This window comes from Peribacillus sp. SIMBA_075 (assembly GCF_046534585.1).
The window spans coordinates 1-246 of sequence record NZ_JAWRYN010001309.1; the positions used below are offsets into that span (position 1 = coordinate 1).

General features: G+C 40.2%; 1 protein-coding gene. It reads right to left on the reverse strand.

Features of this window, described 5'->3' with window-relative positions; translation table 11 throughout:
- Nucleotides 1-246 (reverse strand): CamS family sex pheromone protein (locus SB775_RS32585; RefSeq protein ID WP_410865430.1); only part of this gene is annotated, 246 nt, incomplete at both ends.

Consider the following 246-nt stretch of genomic DNA (forward strand, 5'->3'; position numbering starts at 1 on the left):
TTCTTTTGCAATACGCATTAATCCTGTTTCAAATTCATCTATATCAAGACGATTATTTACTCCTTGTACAACTAAACCACGTGCTGCTCCTGCTTCAAATGGAATAGTCGCCTTATAATATTCATCCGAAATAGCGTACTTCGGAACGATTGCTTGTTCTTTTGCTTTCCCCGATTTCTCAACCACTTTTTCATCTTTATCGGCACCTGCACTACACCCACTTACGAGTAGGCCCAGGCTTAATAC